Source organism: Phycisphaerae bacterium (assembly GCA_035384605.1).
Classification (GTDB): Bacteria; Planctomycetota; Phycisphaerae; order UBA1845; family PWPN01; genus JAUCQB01.
This window is the reverse complement of sequence record DAOOIV010000015.1, coordinates 43,089-58,457: the sequence shown is the minus strand read 5'-3', so window position 1 is coordinate 58,457 and position 15,369 is coordinate 43,089. Positions and strand designations below refer to the sequence as shown.

General features: G+C 62.4%; 11 protein-coding genes. 4 read left to right on the top strand and 7 right to left on the bottom strand.

Annotation, left to right across the window (positions count from 1 at the left end; translation table 11 throughout):
• The first annotated feature begins 1 nt into the window (after window position 1).
• Entirely contained in the window at window positions 2-6,088 is a 6,087-nt protein-coding gene (locus tag PLL20_05980) for a hypothetical protein (protein ID HPD29523.1), read from the top strand.
• 128 nt (window positions 6,089-6,216) lie between these two features.
• On the opposite strand, the gene PLL20_05975 is transcribed toward PLL20_05980, so the two are convergent.
• From PLL20_05975 to PLL20_05950, 6 genes are all read right to left on the bottom strand, one after another.
• Window positions 6,217-6,645 (bottom strand): PIN domain-containing protein, encoded by a 429-nt coding sequence (locus PLL20_05975; GenBank protein ID HPD29522.1) that lies wholly within the window; start codon window positions 6,643-6,645, stop codon window positions 6,217-6,219.
• Window positions 6,642-6,848 (bottom strand): type II toxin-antitoxin system VapB family antitoxin, encoded by a 207-nt coding sequence (locus PLL20_05970; GenBank protein ID HPD29521.1) that lies wholly within the window; start codon window positions 6,846-6,848, stop codon window positions 6,642-6,644. The genes PLL20_05975 and PLL20_05970 overlap by 4 nt, the downstream gene beginning before the upstream one ends.
• A 150-nt stretch (window positions 6,849-6,998) precedes the next feature.
• Complete coding sequence (locus PLL20_05965; protein HPD29520.1) at window positions 6,999-7,553, bottom strand: DUF4956 domain-containing protein; 555 nt, start codon at window positions 7,551-7,553, stop codon at window positions 6,999-7,001.
• A complete protein-coding gene (locus tag PLL20_05960) occupies window positions 7,550-8,296 on the bottom strand; it encodes a polyphosphate polymerase domain-containing protein (protein ID HPD29519.1) in 747 nt (248 codons plus the stop codon). The genes PLL20_05965 and PLL20_05960 overlap by 4 nt, the downstream gene beginning before the upstream one ends.
• Window positions 8,296-9,141 (bottom strand): DUF1559 domain-containing protein, encoded by an 846-nt coding sequence (locus tag PLL20_05955; protein ID HPD29518.1) that lies wholly within the window; start codon window positions 9,139-9,141, stop codon window positions 8,296-8,298. Before PLL20_05955 ends, PLL20_05960 begins: the two co-directional genes overlap by 1 nt.
• Window positions 9,142-9,374: 233 nt before the next feature.
• Window positions 9,375-10,253, bottom strand: coding sequence for a sugar phosphate isomerase/epimerase (locus PLL20_05950; protein HPD29517.1), 879 nt, complete (start codon window positions 10,251-10,253; stop codon window positions 9,375-9,377).
• 284 nt (window positions 10,254-10,537) lie between these two features.
• Here PLL20_05950 and PLL20_05945 point away from each other — a divergent pair, with 284 nt between their 5' ends.
• The 3 genes from PLL20_05945 (at window position 10,538) to PLL20_05935 (ending at window position 14,736) form a co-directional block, all read left to right on the top strand.
• Window positions 10,538-11,446: a Gfo/Idh/MocA family oxidoreductase gene (locus PLL20_05945; GenBank protein HPD29516.1), complete on the top strand. Its 909-nt coding sequence runs from the start codon at window positions 10,538-10,540 to the stop codon at window positions 11,444-11,446.
• 163 nt (window positions 11,447-11,609) lie between these two features.
• Window positions 11,610-12,461, top strand: a complete 852-nt coding sequence (locus tag PLL20_05940; GenBank protein HPD29515.1) for an ABC transporter substrate-binding protein — start codon at window positions 11,610-11,612, stop codon at window positions 12,459-12,461.
• A gap of 103 nt (window positions 12,462-12,564) precedes the next feature.
• On the top strand, window positions 12,565-14,736 hold the full coding sequence (locus PLL20_05935; protein HPD29514.1) for a LamG domain-containing protein: 2,172 nt from the start codon (window positions 12,565-12,567) through the stop codon (window positions 14,734-14,736).
• Window positions 14,737-14,882: 146 nt separating this feature from the next.
• On the opposite strand, the gene PLL20_05930 is transcribed toward PLL20_05935, so the two are convergent.
• Complete coding sequence (locus PLL20_05930; protein ID HPD29513.1) at window positions 14,883-15,314, bottom strand: DUF488 family protein; 432 nt, start codon at window positions 15,312-15,314, stop codon at window positions 14,883-14,885.
• Window positions 15,315-15,369 lie beyond the last annotated feature (55 nt).

The window sequence follows — 15,369 nt, the reverse complement described above, 5'->3', positions numbered from 1 at the left end:
GATGGAGTTCTTGTGCATCCTGCTCTCGGTGTTGTTGTTCGTCACTCTGATCGGACACGGCCTGTGGGTCGCCATCGCATGGCTTCTGCGAGGCGGCCATCCCAAGAGCGACCGGCGCAGCTTCGAGCCGACGCTGGATGACGACCGGGCGGCGACGGCACGCTACCTCACCCATCTGCAGGCCCGAGGTCTGATCGACGCCGAGACTCACGCACGGCTGGCGAAGCTCATGGCGGAAGACGTGCATTCCGTCCGAGCGTATTTGGACAAAAAACACACCCCCGCCAAGACAACCCAGCCCACGGCAGAACCGTGGCAGAGGCCGGCAGGCATACAACAGCAGCCTGCCGCGCCGGTCGCTTCATCGCCCGCTGAGAGCTTGCCGTGGGCGGGGGCGACGGAGAGCGCGCCTGTTCCTGCACTGGCAGGCAAGCCCCTCGACACAGGCTCGGGACAGAAGCCGCCAGTGGCTCCCGGCGGAACGATTGGTGCAGCAGCACCTCCGCCGGTGACTTCATTACCGACCGAGCCGCCGTCACCGGCTGAACCTCGCCGGCCGTTCGGCGAGGTTGTGGCCGCATTCATGGCTGAGAAGAACATCCGCTGGGGCGAACTGGTCGGCGGGCTTCTGATTCTCTGCTGCTCGACCGCCCTGGTGATCAGTCTGTGGGCCCAGATCGAGGCCATCCCCATCCTCAAGTTCGTGATCTTCACGACCGTGACCGCGGCCCTGTTCGGAGTGGGGCTGTTCGTGCAGCATCGGTGGAAGCTGCCGACGACCGGCCACGTTGTGCTGATTATTTCGTCGCTACTGGTACCGTTGAATCTTCTGGCTTTTGCCGTGTTTTCGCCGCGGGGGCCGACGATCAACGCCTGGACCTTGATCGTGGAGCTGCCGGCCGTGGCCTTGTTCGCCTGGCTGACCTTGCTGGCAGGCCGCGTCATTATGTCGGATGGGGCAAGACTGTTCGCGTCCGGAATCGTGGTGCTATCGGTATGCTCACTGGTCATCCGCTTTCTGTCGCCGTTGTCCGCCAGCGGACTTGTGGCCGTGGGGCTGCTGCCGGTCGGGTGTTACGTCATCGTGATGGGCATTTCTCTGCGACGGCAATCACGAGTCGCATGCATCGAGGACACGGACGCCAAGAGGCTGATCCTGCAACTGGGAGTTCAAACGTTTGCCTGCCTGGTGCCCTTGGGGCTGCTGCTCGGTGAATCGGGGCATCTGGCCGGGGCACTGCACGTACTCTCGCCCTTGATCTGCGCCTTGGCCGCACCCGCACTGCTGGCCGGCCTTCTGCTGGTCAGTCGACTGGCGCCCGCAGTGCCTGCTCAAACGCGTTTGACCGCTACAAGCATCGCCCTGGTCGCGGCCGCGGTCATGCTGATCGGCGTCGGGTTGGCTTGGCCGACGCCGTCACGGTTGCTGCCCGCGATGCTTCTGAACGCCCTGGCCGCGGCGGCCGTTTGTTCGTCAATTCGCCACCCCGCCATGCATGCAGCCGTCGCAACGTGGCTGACGCTCGCATGGATCCTGGGAATCCACCTGATTTGCGGCGCGGTTTCGTGGTCAGAGGTTGGGTCGAGAGCGATGCTTGCCGCATTGTTCTCCGCCCGGACGGGCCAGGCATTGGTCGGGCCTGTCGCGGCATGTGCCGTGGCCGCGGCCTTGCTGCACCGTCGTCAACGTCGGGAACTGGCGATCGGATACGACCTGAGTGCCCTGGTTTTCTCCCTTCTGAGCATCGGCGTGGTGACATGGTTCGGCTTCGGCGTGCCGGGAGATGCTCAGCACGTCATTTGGGTGTACCTGGTCTACGGCGCGGCCGCGATGGTGGGTGCCGGTCGACTCAAGAGCACGCGCGTCGCCTGGGTCGGCTGCATCCTGATTCAGATGGCGATCATTCAGGCGATGGTTTACGCTTGGCCGCTGCAACAGTTCCCCTGGCCGACCGCATTGCTGATCGGGGCCGGCGCTTGCACAGTGGCAGCCGTTGTTCTGAGACTCGCTCGGCTGACAAGTGACGCCGCGAACACGTATGTCGACTCTCTGGCCGGGTTCGCGACGGTCGGATCGTGGCTGGCCGTCGTGTGGATGCTGAACACGCTGCCGTCACATTCACTCGCCGCGTTCTCGGCAAGGATGGCGTGGACCTCGGTCATATGGGCTGTTGTGGCAATCGTGAAACTATGGCCCATTCTGCTCACGGGCGCCGAGATTGCCATAATCGTGTCGACATGCACCGCGCTGCAATGTCACCTTCGCAGTCTGGAATGGTACCGACTGCTCTCATCACCATTTCACGACCCGTGGGTCTGGCAAGCGCACCTGATGGTGATCGGCGGGTTCGGCTTGGTCCTGATCGTGGCCCGCCAGGCGATCACGCAATGGTTTGCCCCACTGACAAGCGGGGACACGCCGGAAGCACCGGCGCCAAGCGACGCAGGTTGGCGAAGTGTCGCAAGACAGTTGTTGGAGCCGTGGTTCCCCGCAACAGACCGTTGGCTGGTCGCTCTTCCATTTCTCGCACTTGTGTTTCTGGCCGGCTGGAGCGTCGCGCCCGCAGTGGTCGTCGAGCATGGTGCCGCAGCCTCGAAGGTGGCCTGGGGTCTGCACGCTCACGCGGCCGGGGCAGGGTCATGGATTCTGCTGGCGCTGGTCGCAGCAACGCTCCTGCTTCACATTTGGGAGGGATTGCGCAGATGGGCCTTGCTTGGGATCATTGCCGCGGCGGCATGTGGCCTCCTGCTGGTCGTCGCGAGGTTCGAGTCGCGGCACCAGGTCGTCGATGCCTGGCGCTGGCTGTCGGCATGCGCGTTCCTGGCCGTGTCTGTTGCATTCTGGATGCGTGGCTACTGGGTTGACAGACTGCTGCAAATGGCTCGCTGTCGCCCCGCACGGCAATCAGGGAACACCGACATCACCCGCGTTTGCCTTTTCTGCCTCTTCGCGTTGCCGGCCGTTCTACTCACCGCGTCGCACATGGCGGCCGCCGGTTCCATGAAGCTTCCGATCTCGCCTGACTTGACCGAGCTTCGACTGCACGTTGCCTTGCTCGGCCCGGTGGTGCTTGTGATCGTTTCGGTGATCGGCTACGGCCTCAGCGAGCGGCAAGTCGGTTATGCCGTTGCGGCTGCCGGGTTGGCGTGTGCCGCCGTGACCGTGACCGAGTTGCACATTCTCAGACAAACCAAGCAGCCGTTTTCTGCGGGTTTTCTGATCTGGCTGACGCAATTGAACCTCATTGTCTCTTCCGTCGTTCCCATTTTCTGGAAGGTGCTGCGAGATCTGTTCCGGACGAAGGATGATCGCTCTGATTATCCATCGGGGCCGCTGATCGCAGGTCGCGTGGCCGTCGGCATCCTTCTTGCCGTCGCGGCCACCGGAATGTGGATCAGCCCGCAGTTTCTGCCCTCGGTCACGGTCGCGGCCGGCACGTTGTGGGGCATTGCGGCGGCACTTCTCGTCGAATACGCGCTGCTGACCTCGTGCCGCCCATCGTCGGCCAACCAGAGGGGCCACCGCGAGAGCGTGTGGGTGCTCTACGGCGTAGCCCTTATTGCGTGTGCCCTGGCGCCGCTGGATACAGGCAACTGGCTTTGCTTCCACGTCGCGATGGTCGGTTTTGTGACCGCCGCCGCGATCAGGCTTTGGGCTGGTGACAGACAGGCCCGCGAACTGGTCGGAGCCGGCTGGCAGGAGACGTTCGATACCGCCTCCGCCGACGTGAGCGGCGCCGTTCGGCAGATCGACCATGACCTGAGTTGCACACGATGCGGCTATAACCTGCGAGGGCTTTCTCCGTCCAGCCGATGCCCCGAGTGCGGCCTGGAGATTCCGGGTTCGGTCGAGACCGCGGTCAGCAGGTTGACGCCGCAGTCGACCGCCGAGCGCGCCCAGGCCCGCGTTCAAGCCGTGACCGGCGTTCTGGCCTGCATCTTCCTGGCAACCCTGTTGGCGATGCGGGCGGCTACCGACGACCCCCAGCGTCCATGGTGGTCGACGGGAACCATGTGTGCATTGTCGGTGCTGTGCATAATCACTGCCGCATGGGCGCCCCGTCGTGCGCTGGCCTATCTCGGCGGCGTCGAGATCTGCCTTGCGGCGAGCGTCTGGTGGGTGCGGTTCTTCTGGCTCAGGCTCGCTACCTTCTCTGGGGCGAATCTGATCGACCTGGTGAATGTCAACGTCATTGCGCTGGCGGCGGCGGGAATCACTTGGTTGCTGGTCGAGCGCCGATTCGTGCTGCCTCGCGTCCCTTCCGGCCACACGGAGCGCTGGCCCTCGTTCCATCACGCGGTTGCGACGGTTTCCGTCGTCATCGTGTTCTTGCTGGCGTTGCGGGCGATCTGCCTGGCGGCCATCGGAGAGCCGGCCGGCAACTCGATTGCCGTGAGCTGGCTGGCGTGGACGGCGGCCGTCGCGATCGTGCTGGTCTGCGGCCTGGACTCCAAATCGGTACACTTGCCTGCGGGCATCTACCTTCTGGGGCTGACGGGCATGAGCCAGATCATGGCCCAGACGGGCATGACGCCGCGATACCTTGAGTGGGCGATGTCGGTGGGGCTGGCCGGTTACGCGGTGGTCACGACCCTGTCCTGGCGGCGATGGACGAGAACCGGGCCGCTTGCAGCCGCCCGGCAGACCACCGACGGCTGGTTGCCCTCAGCCAATAGCATCCTCGCGCTGATCGCCATGCTTCTGGCCCTGCACGTCAGTTGGGGCCATCCTGCCCTGGTCTGGCGCATGCTCATCGTCATATCGCCGCTGCTGTGCGCCGCATGGGCTGTGCTTACGGCCGTGGAGGCAAGGCGGCTGGTTATGCAGACCTGCGCTATGCAACTGCTGGCGGCGGCTGCCATCCTGTTTGCCTGGTCGTGGGTCTCGCCGGAGATGGCGGCCGGAGTACTCCACCGGGCGGTCGGTCTCATCGCGGCCGTCGCCCTGGCCACGCCGGTTCTCGCCGTGGTCAGAACGCGAATTGCAGCGGGCGATACATGGCCGACGGCCCTGACTCGTTCGATCATCACGGCAAACGCGTTGGCGGTCGCCGGACTGGCGTACTGTTGCGCCTCTGACGCATTGAGCATATTGGGCGATGACCTCCTGCCGCTGACTCGGCCGGCCGTCGTCGCCATGGTCTTGGCCCTGCCCCTGATGATCATCTATTGCATTCTCTTTGCCACGCGCGATCGGCTCGATCCGCTGCAGCTCGACGCCCGCCGCAAAGAGGCCTACGTCTATGCCGCCGAGGTGCTGGCCGGCCTATTAACGCTGCACGTCCGCGCTTCGATGCCCTGGCTGTTCACCGGCGTGATCGAGCAGTATTGGCCTCTCCTGGTGATCGCTCTGGCATTTGCGGCGGTGGCAGGCCAGGAAGCCTGCGAGCGATACGGGCAGCACGTGCTGGCCCGGCCGTTGGGACGAACGGGTGTTTTTCTGCCGGCGTTGTCGATGCTGGATCTGTTCATCGCCGCGTCGCGGGTCCACTTCTCGGTAGTGCTGTTCACGACGGGCGTTTTGTACATCGTCCTTGCCGCCACGCGGCGATCGATGGTGATGGCCGTGCTCGCGGCCTCGTCGTTCACCGGCAGCCTCTGGTATCTGCTCTATCGGACGCCGGGCATGGGCCTGACCGAGCATCCCCAGTTGTGGTTCATCCCGCCGGCGATAGCCGTGCTCATCGCCACGCACCTGAACCGCGACCGTCTCGACGAGATGCAGCGAAGGACCGTCCATTACGCGTGCCTGCTGACCATCTACCTTTCATCAACCGCGGACATCTTTCTGATCGGCGTGGCCCAGGCGCCCTGGCTGCCGCTGATTCTGGCCCTGCTGTCGGTGGTGGGCATCTTCGTCGGAGTCGCACTGCGGATCCGCTCGTTCCTGGTGCTCGGCACCGGGTTCCTGTGCCTGTCATTGCTGACCATGATCTATCACGCGGGCAGCAACTTGGGTTGGGTCTGGATATGGTGGGCAAGCGGCATCGCCCTGGGCATCGCGATCCTCTTCGTGTTCGCCTTGTTCGAGAAGAAACGCAACGAGATGGTCGCCCTGCTCGATCAGGTTCGCAAGTGGCATGACTGAGAGGATCCCCTGGCTGGTTTCTCTCCCGTCGCGTGGAGAAGTCGGAAGGGATCCTTTCGCTACCCATCCTCACTCCTGCCGAGCGCGGTTCCGCTATCACGATGGGAATGTGTGCTCCATTGCTCAGGTCAGTCGGGGATTTCCGGCAACTTGTGCAGCCGGATCGGGAGAAACTTCGCATACCGAGCGAAATCTTCGTCGGTCGTAAAGATGGGCACATCCGCACGAGCGGCAACAGCGCAGATCAGCAGGTCGATGGCGGTACCGGCAAAACCTTTGCCGCGACAAACATTGAAGAACGCTGCGGCCTGATCGTAGTCCTCCGGGAGGATTTCGATGCAGCCAAAGGCGGACAGCCGCGTGCGAACCGCGAGGAAGTCGGACTCTCGGCGGATCCCGGAAAGGATCTCTTGACGAATAGGACCGATCAACAAGATCCGACCCGCTTCGACCAGTGATGCCCACTCCTGAACCAGCAGCCGTTCGCGGCGATTGAGCTCCGACGTCCGGCGCCGCAGAGCCAGGGACCAGATCGTCGTGTCAACGAGCATGCTCATTGCCGCCGGCCCCGCCGCAGGGCCTTGTGATCGTAATCATCCCAGTATTCCACCCGCCCGGCCAGGGTGAGGATTTCTCGCTGCTTGCGGTGCTGCACGTACTCCTTGAGCGCCGCGGTCACCGCGTCTTTCTTGGTTTTGTGCTTGCCGGCCTTGCGGGCTTCCTCGATCAGCCTGTCGTCCAGTGCCAGGTTCGTAGGCATAGCTCACCTCACTTTGGCCCCTTAATCCTACACGATGTCATGTGTAGGAGCAAGCGCGTGTCACTTCTGAAGCGTGCCGAGATATCGCAACGGAAAAAGAATCGGGATCCCAAAGCCTTCTCGTCAGGGACGCTCTGCGCAACGCCGCTTCTACTTCTGCTGCGGCGGTTTCTTCCCGTCGGTTTGCCCGCCGTCCAGGAGACTGAGCAGATCGGCGGCCTTTCTGTTGGCGACGGTCAGGGATCGGCGGTGGCCAAGGTACAACAAGCACATCACAGCGAGCACGACGACGGTGCCGATCACAGCCACCAGAACCTGCCCCAAGCCGCAGGCCATGCCCATGATCATGCTGAACAGCAGGATCGTTGTATCCTTCGGGTCGCGGACGATGGTGCGGTAGCGGATCAGCCCGATGGTTCCTGCCAGGCCGAAGGCCCGCACAAGGTTGTCGCCGACCACCAGCCAGATCAGCGCCCCGCCCAGACACAAGAGCAGGTGCGTGTCCGGCAGCGTCGGGGCGAACCGCTGGCCGGTATAGGTTCGGCGATAAACATGCCCGATCAGAAACCCGATGGCGCACGCGGCAATCAGGCGATAAGCAATAACGTCCGCCCCAAGCCGCGCGTCCGAGGTTCCGCCAAAGGTGTCGCTGATGAGCCGTTCGAGGTCCGGATGGTCTTCGAGGAAGCCGGCGATGGTGTTCACGAGATGCACCTCTGCGATTGAAGCTCCAGGATTCGTTGCATGCTGCGAGCAAACTTGGAGAAACGCTTGACCCTCTTGAGCCCCAGGCTCCTGCGCATCTCGCGCAGATGCTCCGGCTCATCGCCGTGGTGCTTGCTTTCGATCACCAGACCCTCCAGGATGCCGCTGTAGCAGCCGCAGCCGCTGACAAAACGCAGGTTGCGGTCAAGGGTGATCCGAAAGCTCCGGGAGTCCGGGCCCTGGAAGGCCAGGCGCTCGTATTCGACCCGCACCGCCGGCCTGAGACGCTGTTCCAGGATCATTGCCCGAATCGCACTGTAGATTTGAGTAATGTCCCCCTCGTTGCAGGGGGCAACGCGATCGAGAACGTCTTCGCCGCGCATCAAAGCAGCCAATTCCGGCTTGCGGCAACAGAAGCGGCGTTTGAGGCTGAGGCGATGGTTCTTGATCTTGATTTCCACCCAACACAGGTTGCTGAACTCTCCGGCCACACCGTACTGGCGGATCCGGATCTTCTTTCGGAGGGGCAATCGGACGAGGTATTCCCGATAGGCCGCGAAATCGGCCGTATCGAGGTACGTGGTGCGGATGCTCGACCAGTCATGATCTCCGGCATAGCGGTGTATGGGCAACAGTTCCGACAAGCGCGCGACCGCGAGATCCAGCATGGCATCGGGCAATGCATATTTGCGCTCGACACGCTGGGAGGTGGTGGATATCGGTGCTTGCTCGATCTCGAACATCACTCACCCAAGCCGGGGTCAGGATCCCAGGGTCCCATATCCGGCGGCTGCCAGATGATGGAGCCTACCGGATTGGGCCTGCCTGCGTCATAATCGGCCTTGTTGTACGACCTCAAGGCCAGCGCCTTCTTCTTCATGTTTTCCACGTGCCAGTCGGCAAACAGGAGGTTGGTGGCGATGTTATGACGGTAGTTGACATCGTCATTGTGCAATCGCCAGCGGCCCTTGAACGACGGCGGCGGCGGTGAACCCGGCCCAAGATCGACAGGGCCTGTTCCCACATCGCCGTCAAACAGGACAACCGTGTCTGACGGCCGCTTGAGAGTCTCGACCCTTCGATAAGGCATGAAATAATCGTTCCGAGTGCCGTCCTTTTTATAGAGCGAATAGTCCGCCAGCTTGCTGTTCATCCGGTAGCTCTCTTCACGATTGGGCTCGAATCGCTGGACGGTCGGGCAGATCTTGACTTGCTCGGCAGAGACTCCCTTGCCCATGTAGCGATCCAGGCAGTCAAACCAGCAGATCCAGCCGCGGACCTGGGCCGGCCGGCCGGCCGACGCGGGCACATCGTCCCACACCTTGTCGCCGTTTTCGTCCTCGCCCATGCCTGGACGAGGGTCGGGCCGTTCCTCGAACGGCAGGACTCCGTTGGTGGAATTGACATACATCAGGATGGCCAGGCCCCACTGATGGAGATTGCTGCGACAGTTGACCGAACGGGCGTTTTCGCGACTGCGGGACAGCGAGGGCAGCAAAATAGACAGCAACAGCGCGATAACGCCAATGGTGACCATCACCTCGATAAGTGTAAATGCCGCTCTCTTATGGAACCTGCAGGAGGACATCACCGTTTCGAAGCCCCGTTATCTGACCCATCCCGGCTCCCTTGACTGCTCCGCGTCATTCTATTGTACCACACGCCGGTCCGAGTTGGAAACGCTTCCATTAACCGAATAGGAACCGAATCTCAACACCACGGACTCTTCCGCACTCTATGTCGTGGACGGCCAGACGGGACTGGAATGAGGGCTGCCCGAAACCAAGCCCTGCATGGGGGGTAGAGGACAAGTCCGCTCCGTCAAACGGTTTCCAGGTACTGCAGTGATGCCAGGAGGCCGGTCTGTTCACCCAGCTCGGTACCGTTGTACTCGGCGTCCTCCAGTTCAACCGAAACAACACCGCCAAAACCCGATTTTGCGAGGATCGCCAGAATGTGGCTCCAGCGGGCCACGCCGTGACCGGGAATCGTGTATCGCCACACGAACTCGCCACAGAAGAACGGTTTCTGGAAGATGGACTGCTGGTATAGGCCAATCTCGTAGAGGTTATCGGTAATGATCTCCGTATCCTTGGCGTGAAGATGTATGATCCGATCGGCGAACTCGGCGGCGAACCTGGCATGGTCGATGCCCATTCGAATGAGGTGCGAGGGATCGTAGTTGATGCCCAGACCGCGGCAGGGCACCTCACGGAACATCGCCCGGCAGGTCTCCGGATTGCAGCAGAGATTGGCGAACGGCGGACTGCCGGGCCAGCCTTCCAGTGCGATCGTCGCTCCCAGGCTCTCGGCCACAGGGGCCAGATCGCCGTAGCTGGCGACGGCCAGGTCGAAGTTGTCCTTGCCCGGCCGGGAGGGGTCCTCTGGGATGGCCACGGTGAAGAAAACCTGGACCCCCAGAGTAGCCATCTCCTTGAAATAGGCCGCGTTGCGGGCGATGGCCGACCGGCGTTTGCCGGCGTCGGGACTGAGCAGGGCCGACCAGTCGAGCATGTCCACGGATACCACCTGCAGGCCCGCATCCCGTACTTGACCGATATCTTCGGGTCTTGCCTGCGCAAGATCGATGGCCTCAAAACCCGCATCCTTGGCCCAGGTTGCCAAGGCAGGCAGGTCTTTCTGCCAATCGCTCCACCCGCGACGAAAACCGATCCGAAAACCGCCGGTACGTGTGCGCATGGACACCTCCCAAACAGCATGCGGCTCCTGGTGTCGCAGGATAGGAGGCTGGCCAGACCAAGTCAAAACCGCTCGGCCCGGAATCCCTTCCGAGCCGCCTCGCCTGGCCGAATCCGTTCGGCATTCGGTGATAATGAGGATGGGAATCCTCGACGCAGATGGCCCCAGAATGGATTCTGGGACCAGCAAGACCAGACCAAGTCAAAAGCTTCACGGCTGGATTTCCCTGCCGCTCTCCGTTATGAAAGTGCCGGAACGAGAAAACCGAAAGGAGATTTGCCTCCATGCCAGACACCATTCGCGTCGGGATGATCGGTTGCGACACATCGCACTGCGGAGCGTTCACCAAGCTGTTTCACGAGCAGGCCCCGGCCGAGGGCGTGCCCGCGGTCCGTGTGGTCGCGTGCTACCCCTCATTCAGCCCGGACGTCAAAAGCAGCGCCGATAGGGTTGAGGAGTACAAGAAGAACCTGGTCGAGAAGTGGCAAGTGAAAATGACCGCCTCCATCGAGGAGATGCTCAAGGAGGTGGACGTGGTGATGATCGAGAGCGTCGACGGCCGTCGGCATCTCAAGGAGCTTCGGCCTGTGGCCGAGGCCGGCAAGCCGGTCTACATCGACAAGCCCTTTGCCGCCAGCCTGGGCGACGCCAAGGAGATGTTCAAGATCATCAAGGATGCCAAGCTGCCGGCGTTCAGTTGTTCGTCGCTGCGATTCGACAGCCGGGTGGCCGGTTTTGCCGACCTGACCGACAAGCACGGCAAGGTGGTTGGCTGCGATGCGTTCGGACCTGCGCACCTGGAGCCTACGAATCCCGGGTTCTTCTGGTACGGCATCCACGGTGTCGAGATCCTCTACACCATTATGGGTCGCGGGTGCAGGGCGGTGCAGTGCATGAGCACCGCCGACGGCGACCTGGCCATCGGTGCGTGGAAGGACGGACGGCTGGGCTCGATGCGCGGCATCCGCAAGGGTAAGGCCGAATACGGGGCGATGGTGCTGTGCGAAAACAGCCTCCAGCCGCTCCACCCTGTCGGCGACTACTACCCCGGTCTGGTCAAAGAGCTGATCAAGTTCTTCAATACCAAGCAGCCGCCGTTCCCCATCGAAGACACGCTTGAAATCTGCGCCTTCATCGACGCGGCCCTGCGGTCGGACAAGAAGGAAGGCGACGAGGTGGCGTTGGATCTGTGAGAGCACGTGCGAAAACCTGCTGGGGCAAGTGGTAGGGCAGCGTCGAGGTCGCCCCGGCGACCGAGACTTGCCGCATAGCTGAGCTTGGGTTGGCAGGTCTCCGCCGCCTCCGGCGGCTCCGACCATGCCCTACCGTTTTCGTACACGCTGTGAGGCATAGAAGATGGCAAACCAGAACACCTCTCACAGACTCCTCCTCGGCCACAGCCCCGACCCGGATGATGCCTTCATGTTTTACGGGCTGGCGACCGGACGCGTGGATTCCGGACGATGGCGATTCGAGCATATTCTGCAGGATATCCAGACGCTCAATGAACGTGCGATGCGCGGCGAACTGCACATTACCGCGATCAGTATTCACGCCTACCCGCACGTGGCCGGCCAGTACGCCCTGACCAACTGCGGATCGAGTATGGGTGACGGCTACGGTCCGATGATCGTCGCTCGCCGGCCGATGGACGTGGCGGCGCTCAAGGGCAAGCGCATCGCCGTGCCCGGACGCATGACCACCGCCTTCCTGGCTCTCAACCTGCTGCTCGGCAAGGATTCCTTTCAGCACGAAGTGGTCATGTTCGATCAGATCCTCGCCCACGTGGCCGACGGCAAGGCCGACGCCGGGCTGATCATCCACGAGGGCCAACTCACCTACCGGAACAACAAGCTGCACTGTGTCGTGGATCTGGGCGTCTGGTGGAAAGAACTGACCGGCCTGCCGTTGCCGCTCGGGGGCAATGCGATCCGCCGCGATCTCGGCGAAGGGAACATGCGCGAAATCGCCGGGATCATCAAGAACAGCATTCAATACTCGCTCGATCACCGCGATGAGGCCGTTCAGCATGCGATGCAGTATGCCCGCGACATGAACCAGTCGCTGGCCGATCGGTTTGTGGGCATGTACGTCAATGAGTGGACGCTGGACTACGGCGACACGGGCCGCAAGGCCGTTCGCGAACTGCTCCGCCGCGGCCACGCCGCAGGACTGGTACCCGACGCCGGACGGATCGACTTCGTTTAGCCGCCTTCCATTCCCGAAAGCGCCGGCCGACAGAGTCGCATGGGAGATGCCACGTGCGGCTGACCCCGCGGCATTGGGTCAATACACGAATGGAGACGAATCCATGCTGTGCAAACACGATCGACAGGTGCGGTTGCAGGGCATGAGGCCGGCCTCCGGCAACGCGGCGAAGGTGAGCATCGGGATTGCCTTGCTCTCGAGCGTGTTGTTGACGGCTGACCAGTCGGCGTTCCCCGCTGACGATGGCTTGCTGGCGTGGTGGCGGTTTGATGACGGCAAAGGGAGAACGGCCGTCGATGCCGTGGGCCAGACACCCGATCAACTGATCGGCAACGTCAAGTTCGCCGAGGGCGTCTCGGGAACAGGGCTCAAATGCGATGGCTTCACGACCTGTCTGACGCGAAGGGCGAAAGACGCACCGAAGCCAGGCGACGCGTTCAGCGTTGAGGCCTGGATTGCCGTGCAGGCTTACCCTTGGGGATGGTGCCCGGTCGTGAGTCAGCGAACCGGTCACACGGCCGGGTATTTGTTCGGCGTGGATGCCCGCGGCCGCGTGGGTCTGCACATGGCCGTGGGCGGGCAATGGCGGGAATGCACGTCGGAGGCTATGGTCCCGCTGATGACATGGGTCCACGTGGCCGGCACGTTCGATGCAGGTTCGGGGCTCACCGTCTACATTGACGGGGCGAAGGCCGGCACTCTTGTTTCCTCAGGCTCGCCAACGTACGCCGACGACGTCGACCTGCTCATCGGGCGTAACCACACGAAAGAGCCTGCCATGTTCTCGGCCTTGTGGGGGGCCGCCGATCAGCCGGTCCACTTCGCCTTCGACGGCATCATCGACGAGGTGAAGATGCACGGCCGCTGCCTGACCGCCGACGAGGTGCGCAAGGCGTTTCAGGCAGTTCGCCCGAGCGCGCCGCTAGACCTGAAACCGCGCCGCATGCCTTCGGGGCCGAAAGATATCCATCGTTTCGGGGCGTTCTATCATCATCTGAAGTACTGCGAGGAATGGGACGCTATCTGGCGAGGCAACGGGCCCGACGTGGTCGTGGCCTTCAAGTTCGCACCCGTGCGGCTGGTCTTCTGGCGGGGTGTCTCCTACGCACCCTGTTGGGTGACCGAGAAGGACAACTGGTTCACAAACGAGTTCATGGAACGCGGGCCCGATCGCAAGACACGGGGCTGCTCGGAGTCGATGTCGGACAAGCGCGCCCACTACTCGCACGTCAAGATCCTTGAAAACAGCGACGCGCGGGCGGTCGTGTACTGGCGGAACGCTCCCGTTGGCATCAACTACGAATTCGCCTTCGTGGACGAGATCACGGGTTGGGGCGACTGGTCCGAGGAATATCATACGATCTACCCCGACGGCGTGGCGGTGCGCAAGGTCGTCATGTGGAGCAGCAACTTCAAGGAGTGGCACGAATGGTGCCAGTCGATTCAGCCGTTGCACGCCGGACAGCGACCCGAAGACGTGCTTGACGCCAAACGCATCATGTCGGTGGCGAACATGAACGGCGAAACCAAGACGTTCGGCCGGGAATCAGGCGAGAAAGGATACGGTTTCCCGACCATTCCGGGGGCCAACATCCAGATCGTCTATCTGGCGTCGAAGTACAATCCCTTTCTCGTGCTTGATGATCGTGAGGGCAAGAACGATCGTGGACGGCCAGGTCCTGAAATTGTCCGGGCAAGCGGCGACGGCTGGTCGGAGCACTCGGTATTCCCCTGGGGAAACCACTGGCCGGTCACGCAGATTCCGGTGCTGGCACGGTATCCACAGGCCGCCGACCGACCCTCGCACACATGGACCTCGACTCAGTACAGTGCTGCCTATGAAACCACCGACAACTCGATGACCAAGATCATGCTCTGTGGCCTGACCGACAATTCGGTCGAGGAACTCTTGCCGCTGGCCAAGTCATGGCTTCGGCCGCCCAAGCTGACGGTTAACTCGGCCGCGTTTGTCAACGAGGGCTACGATCCCGCCGAACGAGCTTACGTTCTGGCCTGCAAGGACCACGGCAAGCCCGCGAAGCTGGAGGCGGACATCGCGGCCAATGAGGAATCTCCTCTGGTGAACGCGGCCTTGGTTATCAGAGACTGGGGCAAGGCCGGTGCCACGGCCCGCCTGAATCAGGTCGCGGTCGAGGCCGGAGAAGACTTTGCCGTCGGCCACCGGGACAGAATGGAGGGCACCGACCTGATCGTGTGGATTCGGACGACCTCCACGACGCCTGTTCACATCGAGCTGACGCCGGCCGGCGAGTAACAAGCCGAGTTCGCCAACCGGAAGGCTTGCTGCCAGGTCACACCATAACAGGTCGGGTAGTACCGCTCCGGCGCTTGCGGCTTGGCGAGGGCATTTTCACGTTCGCGCAACCGGCAAAGTCCATCGAGGTCCTCGCAAGCCGCCGGTCAGCTACAGGGAATCGCCATGTGCTCTTCGATAAGGGCCTTCAAGAGTGATCGATGGCACCGCGATTCCAGGATGCAGGCAGATGAACAAAGCAGCGTGATCGTCTCACCATTGGCCGCTCGTTTGGCCAATTCCGTTATCGTGGAGATCTGCTCCTTCATCTCTCTTAGGTATCGAGCTCGATATTGTTGCCAGCCAATCGGCGGTCTGCCTTTGCCGTAGAAGGCTGCGTGCAACTCGGCACTCGGCGCGAGATTCGGCAGCCATGCCTCCCATGTTTCGTCCGCCTTTGGCAGCGCCCGCGGCCGGTATCGCGTGATCAGCACGCGATAGCCATCCTCCGGCTCCCGAGGGTCGTCCCATCGCTTGGTTCGTATTGCCATGTTCAGGCACCACACCTCATGCAAGACCGCGTCGGATCGTGCAGACACGAGACTCTCCTATTCTAGCCTCGACCGCAAGGGCTGGGCAACACTCGTCGCGATT

Coding starts and splice junctions, on each gene's coding strand:
- PLL20_05940 (HPD29515.1), top strand. CDS start 11,610: ATGGCAAACCAGAACACCTCTCACAGACTCCTCCTCGGCCACAGCCCC.
- PLL20_05980 (HPD29523.1), top strand. CDS start 2: ATGGAGTTCTTGTGCATCCTGCTCTCGGTGTTGTTGTTCGTCACTCTG.
- PLL20_05935 (HPD29514.1), top strand. CDS start 12,565: ATGCTGTGCAAACACGATCGACAGGTGCGGTTGCAGGGCATGAGGCCG.
- PLL20_05945 (HPD29516.1), top strand. CDS start 10,538: ATGCCAGACACCATTCGCGTCGGGATGATCGGTTGCGACACATCGCAC.
- PLL20_05975 (HPD29522.1), bottom strand. CDS start 6,645: ATGAGCATGCTCGTTGACACGACGATCTGGTCCCTGGCTCTGCGGCGC.
- PLL20_05950 (HPD29517.1), bottom strand. CDS start 10,253: ATGCGCACACGTACCGGCGGTTTTCGGATCGGTTTTCGTCGCGGGTGG.
- PLL20_05970 (HPD29521.1), bottom strand. CDS start 6,848: ATGCCTACGAACCTGGCACTGGACGACAGGCTGATCGAGGAAGCCCGC.
- PLL20_05955 (HPD29518.1), bottom strand. CDS start 9,141: ATGTCCTCCTGCAGGTTCCATAAGAGAGCGGCATTTACACTTATCGAG.
- PLL20_05960 (HPD29519.1), bottom strand. CDS start 8,296: ATGTTCGAGATCGAGCAAGCACCGATATCCACCACCTCCCAGCGTGTC.